We start from the raw sequence: 7,699 nt of genomic DNA on the forward strand, positions 1-7,699 counted from the left end.
GCTCTCATGAAAATCGGCAAATCCACCGTCCCGCGCACCGCCATCTGCACATCGGACGAACACACCATCGTCGTTCGCGGCCAGGACCTGTGCCGCGACCTGATCGGCAAGCTCTCCTTCGCGGATTACTTCTTCCTGCTGCTCACCGGCAAAGAGCCCGACGCGGCCTGCAGCACCGTGCTCAACGCGACGCTGGTGGCGATCGCCGAGCATGGCCTCGTGCCCAGCGTGCAGGCCAGTCGCATGACCTTCGCCGCCGCGCCCGACGCGCTGCAGGGCGCGGTGGCCGCGGGCATTCTGGGTTGTGGCTCGGTGATCCTCGGCGCATCGGAAACTGCGGGGCGCCTGTTCGCCGACGTGGCGGCGCGCGTGGATGCCGGCGAGGCGCTCGACGACGTGGCCGCCGCCACGATCCGCGCGCTGAAGGAAAGCCGCCAGGCCATCCCCGGCTACGGCCATCCGCTGCACAAGGCGAACGATCCGCGCGTGGACCGGCTCATCGAAGTGGCCGCCGAAGCCGGCGCCGACATGCGCTACGTGCGCATCGCGCAGGCGCTGGAGCGCGCGATTCCCGGCATCGTGGGCCGCGAGCTGCGCATGAACGTCTCGGCCGCCATCCCGGCCGTGCTGCTGGGCGTGGGCTTTCCGGTGGCGTCGCTGCGCGGCGTGCCGATCCTCGCGCGCACCGCGGGGCTGATCGCGCATCTGGCCGAGGAGGCCGAGACGCCGAGCGGCTTCGCCCTCTCCTACCAGGCCACGCGCGAGCTGCAGTACGACGGCCAGCTGCCCGCGGGCTTCGGGAGCGCCGCATGAAGCGCCGGCTGCTGCTCGCCGGCACGCTGCTGGCCGCGGGCGCCGCGATGGCGCAAGCGCCGTCGCAGGGCTCGTCGCGTCCGCTGAAGATCGTGGTGCCCTTCGGCGCGGGCACGTCCACCGACATCGTCGGCCGCATCCTGGCCGATGCGCTGGGCCGCCAGCTCGGCGTGGCCGCGATCGTGGAGAACAAGCCCGGCGCGGGCGGCTCGATCGGCAGCGAGCAGGTCGCGCGCGCCAGCGACGGCCAGACGCTCCTGATGGGCACGGTCGGCACGCATGCGATCAACCCCTCGCTCTACAAGCGCCTGGCCTACCAGCCGCTGCGCGACTTCGTGCCGCTGGGCTTCGCGGGCGCCACGCCCACGCTGCTGGTGGTGCCCGCCAACTCGCCCTGGAAAAGCGTGGCCGACCTGGCCGCTGCGACCGGCAACGTGAACTTCGCCTCGGCCGGCAACGGCACCTCGGGCCATCTCGCGGGAGAGCTTCTCAACGTGCGCCTCTCGAAGAACTTCATGCACGTGCCCTACCGCGACGGCGCGCAGGCCCTGACGGAGCTCATGGCCGGCAACGTGCAGTTCATGTTCTATCACCCGGCCGCGGTGATGCCGCAGGTGCGCGCGGGCAAGCTGCGCGCACTCGGTGCATCGGGCGCCAAGCGCAGCGCCGCGGCACCCGATGTGCCCACGCTGATGGAACAGGGCGTGAAGGACTTCGACCTCGTCGCGTGGTTCATGTTGTATGCGCCCAGCAGCATGCCCGGCGCGCAGCGCGACCGGCTGCGCGAGGCCACGCGCCAGGTGCTGGCCCAGCCCGAGGTGCGCGAAAAACTCGCGCAGCAAGGCATCGAACACGCCGAGATGAACGCCGAACAGCTCGACGCCTTCGCGCGTGCGGAGATCGCCAAGTGGGGCGAGGCCGTGCGCCGCTCGGGCGCGCAGATCGACTGACGGCTCGCACCGCGCGAGCCCGCAAGCGCAAAGGAGTCCAGGCCCTCGACGGATCGGGAGGGCGAGAGACAAGAGCAAGGCCGCAGAGCCGATTCATGCAAACAAGCGGGCACGACCCGCGACAGGAGACATTCATGCGTTCGACATTCAAATGGCTGACGGGCCCCTTCATCGGCCTTCTTCTCGGCCTCGCGTGCAGCTTCGCCTTCGCGCAGGGCGCGGCATGGCCCAGCAAGCCGATCCGCATCGTGGTGGGCTTCGCGCCCGGCACGCCGCCGGACATCTTCGCGCGGCTGTACGGCGAGTACATGGCGCGCCAGCTGGGCGTGCCGGTCGTCATCGACAACAAGCCGGGCACCGCCGGCAACCTGGCCTCCGACGCGGTGGCGAAGGCGCCGCCCGACGGCTACACCTTCCTCTACAACCTCTCGACGGCGTTCACGATCAACCCCTACATCTACGCCAAGCTGCCGTTCGATCCGCAGAAGGACCTGGTGCCGGTCGCCACCACGATGCGCCAGGGGCTGGTGCTGATCGCGAGCCCGAAATTCCCGGCCAAGTCGGTCAAGGAACTGGTGGCCGCCGCGAAGGCGAAGCCGGGCACGATCTCGCACGCCTCCTACGGCGCGGGCAGCCCCTCGCACCTGATCGTGGAGTGGCTGAAAGACGAGACCGGCACCGACATGCTGCACGTGCCCTACCGCGCGAGCCCGGTGGCCGACGTGGTGGGCGGGCAGGTCGACACGGTGATGGAGCCGATCGCCACCGGCTACCAGCTCATCAGCAGCGGCCGCGTGCAGGCCCTGGCCTATTCGGGCCCGACCCGCCACCCCGCGATGCCCGACGTGCCCACGCTCTCCGAAGTGGTGCCCGGACTCGTGATGACCTCGTGGCACGGCCTCTGGGCGCCGGCCGCGACGCCCGTCGCGATACAGCAGCGCTTCAACGCCGTGATGATCGAGGCCAGCAAGGACCCTGACCTCGCCAAGCGCATCCGCGACCTGAACAGCGAGCCGCTCGGGCTCACACAGGCCGAGATGGCCGCGGCGGTGCGGCGCGATGCGGAGATCTACAGCCGCATCGTGAAGGCGAAGAACATCCGGGTGGATTGATGCGATGCGCTAGGGATATCTCATCAAGCCGACGGACGGCCGCTCTGAACGTTGATCACGCATGCCGAATGAAGGAGCGCCAGCGATGAGCCAGATCAGTTTTCCGTTGAGCGACCCGGCGATGGAGGAGTCCTGTACGAGATCACCTCGCTGCGCATGTTCGCAGGCATGAGCATGGAGTCGATTCCCGACGAGACGGCGATCCTGAACATCCGCCATCTGCTGGAAGCCAGCGATCTGGCCGAGGACATCTTCAAGCAGGTCAACGCTCATCTGGCCAGGAAGGGGCTGCTTCTGAAGACGGGTTCCATCGTGGATGCCACGATCATCGCGGCACCCAGTTCCATGACGAACGCGAGCGGCAAGCGAGACCCTGAGCTGCACCAGACCAAGAGGGGCAACCAGTGGCACTTCGGGATGAAGTCGCACATCGGTGTGGATGCGGATTCGGGGTTGGTGCACATGGTGACGACTACCGCGGCCAACGAGGCAGACGTCGAGAAGGTGGGCGACCTGCTGCACGACAGAGAGGACGCGGTGTGGGCGGACTCGGGCTATCGCGGAGCGCAAAGCCGAGTGAAGCGCAGCGTGCAATGCACATTGCGTCTGCAGACGGCGTGAAGAGCCGCAGGGCTTTCAAACGCATGGCGGGATCGGCGAGGCGGCGCTGCATGCGCAACGACCGAATATGCGTGCTCGCCATCAAGCCAACTGAAGGCTTTTTCAGACCGTCCCTAACCTCCATAAACGCTCGCTTCTGACCGTCAGCGCGACTCAAGCGCCACCGTCAGCAGCGCGTTGATCAACGGCCGATCCGTACGCACGGACAGGCAGCAAATCGAGTAGCTGATCGAGAGCTCCTCGTCATCGATCAGTACCGCAGCGAGCCCTGGCAAGGGGATGAATTCGACCTGCGTGACGAAGCCAATACCCATACCGTTGGCCACAGCATGCAGGATGGCCTCACGGCTGTTGATTTCCATAACGCAGTTCATGCGCACACTTTTATGCTGGCAGGCGCGCTCAACGCGCTGACGAGTCTTCGATCCCGGCTCTCGAAGAATGAGCGACTCGTGCTCGATGTCCTGCGTCGAGATCGAGAGGCGCTGGGTCCATGGATGACCTGCAGGGACTACGGCGATGATCCGCTCGCTGCGAAAGGCGATGGTGTGCAAGCCCTGGACGGGCGGCGGCTCGACCATGATGCCGACATCGATGTCGAAGTCCTGGAGTCCGTGCAGGGTCGACTCCTCCGATCCAATGGATATCGTCAGTTCGAGCGATGGATGCGCGCGTTTGAAGTTGCGGATTAGTTCCAGAGCTATTGGGGGAGACACCGCTCCAATGCGAATCAGCCCGGCTTCGAGTTTGTGTGCGCTCTGCAAGTACTGGATCGTCTCTTCCTCTTGGCCAAAAAGACCTTGAGTAATGCCATAGAGGCGCTCGCCTGCAGGGGTCAATCGAACGTTGCGCCCACCGCGAAGGAACAGCTCTACGTTGAAGCGCTCCTCCAGAGCCTTGACCTGATCGGTCACAGTGGGCTGGCCGATATGTAGGTAATGTGCTGCCGACGTGAATCCGCCCGTTTTGGCGACGGCGTGGAAGCACCGGATCCACTTGTAGTACTGATGAAACATGCGGCGAGGCGCGAATAGTCGCGAAAGAGAAACGCAGCAAGCGTCTCACATCTGAAGTCAAGGGGCATGAGCGGTTTCCCCGTGATCGATCGCCCGAGCGCGAACTATCGGTTTCTGATCATGCCGACGTCAAAAATGCGATTGGACGGCGTGCCCCACGAATTCGACACTGCGGCCCAAGCAAAAACCGCAGGCCCGAGGGGACCCGAAAGAGTCCGCCAGGAACTGCTCCTCATCGGAGACAAAACAGATGCCCCACGCTTATCACAATCCCGTGTCCACTCATTCCGGCCGAGGCAGCCTCGAACGGCTGCCCTCGCTTCTGGCGGGCCGCCGCGTCGCGCTCGTCACCTTCCCCGAGGCCCGAGGGCTCGGCCTGGTCGATCGCCTGCAGGCGCTCTTGGGCGACGCGCTCGTCACCGTGATCGATGACGTGCGCCCCAACCCCGATGTCGCCCACCTGCGCGACCTCTACAACACCTTCTGGCAATCGGATGCGCCCTGCGACGCCATCGTGGCGGTCGGCGGCGGCAGCGCCATCGACACGGCCAAGGCCCTGATGGTGGGCACGGCCAACGGGCAGTTCGACGAACTCCTCGCGCTGCTGGCCACCGGCCAGCCCTTTGTGCCCACCAGCGTCAAGCCGCTGATTGCCGTACCGACCACGGCCGGCACCGGCAGCGAAGTAACGCCCTGGGCCACCATCTGGGACGCCGGCAACCAGAAGAAGTATTCGCTGCACCTGGACGCCACTTGGCCCGAGGCCGCCATCGTCGACCCCGAGCTCATGCTCTCGGTGCCGGCGGGCACCACGGTGTCGACGGGGCTCGATGCGCTCTCGCATGCGCTCGAAGCCATCTGGAACGTCAACGCCAACCCGGTCTCCGACACCTTCGCCGTCTCGGCCGTGCGCGACATCTTCGACTGCCTGCCGGCGCTGCTCAAGGACCTGGGCAACCTCGACCTGCGCGAGCGCATGGCGCTGGCCGCGTTGAAGGCCGGCATGGCGTTTTCCAACACCAAGACGGCGCTGGCGCACTCCATCTCCTACGAGATGACGCTGCGCCACGGCTTGGCCCACGGCATCGCGTGCTCGTTCACGCTGCCGATCGTGCTGGAAAAAGCATGGGCCCGTTCGCCCGACCGCGACCAGACGTTGCAGCTGATCTTCGGCACCGACCTGGCGACTGCCACACAGCGCCTGCGAGCATTCCTGCAGGGGCTTGGCGTGAAGACCGAGTTTGCCGACTATGGCGTTGCAGACAGCGAAGCGGCGGCCATGATCACGCGCGCCATGGACGGGGCGCGCGGCAAGAACTTCATCGGCGCGGCGGCGTTGGCCTGACAGGCAGGGACTGCGCAGCGAGAAAAGACAGAGACAGCAAGACAGCAATGCCGGCCGTTTCGAGTCGGTCTTACGGGCCCCACGCCCGTCAAGAAATGGAGACAAACCATGCAAGCAACCAACCAGACCCTGCCGGCGGGCACCTACGCTCCGCCTCTCGAGAATTCCTTCAGAAAGGCCCAGTGGCGGATGCTGCTGGCCGCCATGTTCTGCTACTTCTTCTTCTACACGGGGCGGCAGACATTCGGCTTTGCCATTCCGGGCATCCAGAAGGAATTCGGGCTCTCGAAGGAAGTCCTCGGTTGGGCCTCGAGCTGCCTTCTGTGGTGCTACGCCGTGGGCCAGGCCATCAATGGCAATCTGGCCGACAAGTTCGGCGGCCGGCGCGTCATGACGGCCGGCGCCATTCTTTCGTGTGCCGCCAACTGGGTCGTCAGCTTCGCGATCGGGTTCAAGAGCCTGGCCATCCCCTGGGGCGTGAACGGCTACTTCCAGGCCCTGGGCTGGGCGCCCGGCAGCCGGTTGCTGTCGAACTGGTGGGGCGCGCAGGAGCGCGGCAAGGTGTTCGGCTGCTACACCTTCGCGGCAGGCTGCGCGTCGGTGCTGTCCTTCGTCACGTCCATCCTGGTCGTGAACGTGTTCCACCTCGACTGGCGCTGGATCTTCCGGCTTCCGGTGCTGCTGATGTTGGTGGGTGGCATCACCTTCTATCTGATCGCTCGTGAGCGTCCGGAAGACCTCGGCTTCAAGTCGCCCGACACCGGCGTTGCCAATGCGGAGGATGCCAGGGCAGCCCATGCCGGGCACGAAGCCGAAGAAAGCTCGTGGGCGCGCTACAAGGCCGTGCTCAGCAACCCGAAGCTGATGATTGCCGCGCTGTCGATCGGCTTCCAGAACGCGGCGCGCTACGGGCTGATCGTGTGGGTGCCGGTGCACTTTCTCGGCAAGGACTGGGCCAAGGCCGCCGACGGCATGATCGATCCGGCATGGATCTCCGTCGCACTGCCGGTCGGCATGGCCTTCGGTGCGCTCACCAACGGCTGGATCTCCGACAAGGTCTTCGGCTCGAAGCGCTACAAGGCCATCGTGCTGTACATGCTGCTCGGTGCGGTCGCCTCGATCGGCATGTACCTGTTGCCCACGAGCATCCTCGGCCTGGGCCTGCTCTTCCTTGCGGGCTTCTTCGTCTACGGACCGGCCTCGTCGTTCTGGGCCCTGTGTCCCGACCTGGTCGGAGCGAAGCGCGCGGGCACCGCCACCGGCGTCATGAACTTCTTTTCCTACCTGCTCGCCGGGCTCGGTGAGCCGCTGATCGGCCGGATGCTGGACCACTCGGGCAACACCTCGCTGGTGTTTCCCATCGTCGCGGCGAGCTGCTTGATCAGTGCGTGCATCGCGGCGTTCATCCGTCGCTGAGCCGCAAGCAGGACAGCTCACATCTCAACAACCAAGGAGTGCAATTCGTGAAACCCAACCTGCTCGAAGTCAACGGTCGAAGCTATCGCTGGATGGCGCGCCCCGTCGTGGTCGTGTGCGTGGACGGCAGCGAGCCGGCCTACCTCGACGCGGCCATCGCGGCCGGCGTGGCCCCGTACTTCGATCGCATGATCAAGTCGGGCGCCAACCTGCTGGGCGATTGCGTGGTGCCCTCGTTCACCAACCCGAACAACCTGTCGATCGTGACCGGCGTGCCGCCCGCGGTGCACGGCATCTGCGGCAACTACTTCTTCGACCGCGAGCTCGGTCAGGAAGTGATGATGAACGACCCCAAGTACCTGCGCGCCGGTACCGTGCTGGCCGCGTTCGCCGATGCGGGCGCCAAGGTGGCGGTGGTCACGGCCA

At 65.9% G+C, this 7,699-nt stretch carries 7 protein-coding genes and 1 pseudogene; 7 read left to right on the forward strand and 1 reads right to left on the reverse strand.

Translation table 11 applies throughout. The features are described from left to right. The first annotated feature begins 6 nt into the window (after positions 1–6). From JC881_RS15990 to JC881_RS16005, 4 genes and pseudogenes are all read left to right on the forward strand, one after another. Positions 7–813, forward strand: coding sequence for a citryl-CoA lyase (locus tag JC881_RS15990; protein ID WP_198786682.1), 807 nt, complete (start codon positions 7–9; stop codon positions 811–813). Then, positions 810–1,763: a Bug family tripartite tricarboxylate transporter substrate binding protein gene (locus JC881_RS15995; RefSeq protein ID WP_198786683.1), complete on the forward strand. Its 954-nt coding sequence runs from the start codon at positions 810–812 to the stop codon at positions 1,761–1,763. The genes JC881_RS15990 and JC881_RS15995 overlap by 4 nt, the downstream gene beginning before the upstream one ends. 134 nt (positions 1,764–1,897) lie before the next feature. Further along, the gene (locus JC881_RS16000) at positions 1,898–2,875 is read left to right on the forward strand and encodes a Bug family tripartite tricarboxylate transporter substrate binding protein (RefSeq protein ID WP_198786684.1); all 978 of its coding nucleotides are present in this window, start codon (positions 1,898–1,900) and stop codon (positions 2,873–2,875) included. Between the two features lie 100 nt (positions 2,876–2,975). Then, positions 2,976–3,451 (forward strand): annotated as a pseudogene (locus JC881_RS16005) (IS5 family transposase); the annotation flags it as partial. Positions 3,452–3,639: 188 nt separating this feature from the next. Here the strand turns inward: JC881_RS16005 and JC881_RS16010 are convergent. Then, complete coding sequence (locus JC881_RS16010; RefSeq protein ID WP_198786685.1) at positions 3,640–4,512, reverse strand: LysR substrate-binding domain-containing protein; 873 nt, start codon at positions 4,510–4,512, stop codon at positions 3,640–3,642. A 250-nt stretch (positions 4,513–4,762) separates the two neighbouring features. Here JC881_RS16010 and psrA point away from each other — a divergent pair, with 250 nt between their 5' ends. The 3 genes from psrA to JC881_RS16025 form a co-directional block, all read left to right on the forward strand. Further along, positions 4,763–5,857, forward strand: coding sequence for an iron-containing alcohol dehydrogenase PsrA (gene psrA, locus JC881_RS16015; protein ID WP_198786686.1), 1,095 nt, complete (start codon positions 4,763–4,765; stop codon positions 5,855–5,857). Positions 5,858–5,965: 108 nt separating this feature from the next. Further along, positions 5,966–7,273: an MFS transporter gene (locus tag JC881_RS16020; RefSeq protein WP_198786687.1), complete on the forward strand. Its 1,308-nt coding sequence runs from the start codon at positions 5,966–5,968 to the stop codon at positions 7,271–7,273. Positions 7,274–7,365: 92 nt separating this feature from the next. Further along, on the forward strand, positions 7,366–7,699 hold a 334-nt coding region (locus JC881_RS16025; RefSeq protein WP_198786701.1), incomplete at its 3' end, for an alkaline phosphatase family protein.

This window comes from Variovorax sp. IB41 (genome assembly GCF_016405905.1).
GTDB lineage: Bacteria > Pseudomonadota > Gammaproteobacteria > Burkholderiales > Burkholderiaceae_C > Variovorax.

What these genes read in the sequence shown, in the direction of transcription:
- JC881_RS15995 (WP_198786683.1), top strand. Translation starts at nt 810, where the DNA reads ATGAAGCGCCGGCTGCTGCTCGCCGGCACGCTGCTGGCCGCGGGCGCC.
- JC881_RS16020 (WP_198786687.1), top strand. Translation starts at nt 5,966, where the DNA reads ATGCAAGCAACCAACCAGACCCTGCCGGCGGGCACCTACGCTCCGCCT.
- JC881_RS15990 (WP_198786682.1), top strand. Translation starts at nt 7, where the DNA reads ATGAAAATCGGCAAATCCACCGTCCCGCGCACCGCCATCTGCACATCG.
- psrA (WP_198786686.1), top strand. Translation starts at nt 4,763, where the DNA reads ATGCCCCACGCTTATCACAATCCCGTGTCCACTCATTCCGGCCGAGGC.
- JC881_RS16000 (WP_198786684.1), top strand. Translation starts at nt 1,898, where the DNA reads ATGCGTTCGACATTCAAATGGCTGACGGGCCCCTTCATCGGCCTTCTT.
- JC881_RS16010 (WP_198786685.1), bottom strand. Translation starts at nt 4,512, where the DNA reads ATGTTTCATCAGTACTACAAGTGGATCCGGTGCTTCCACGCCGTCGCC.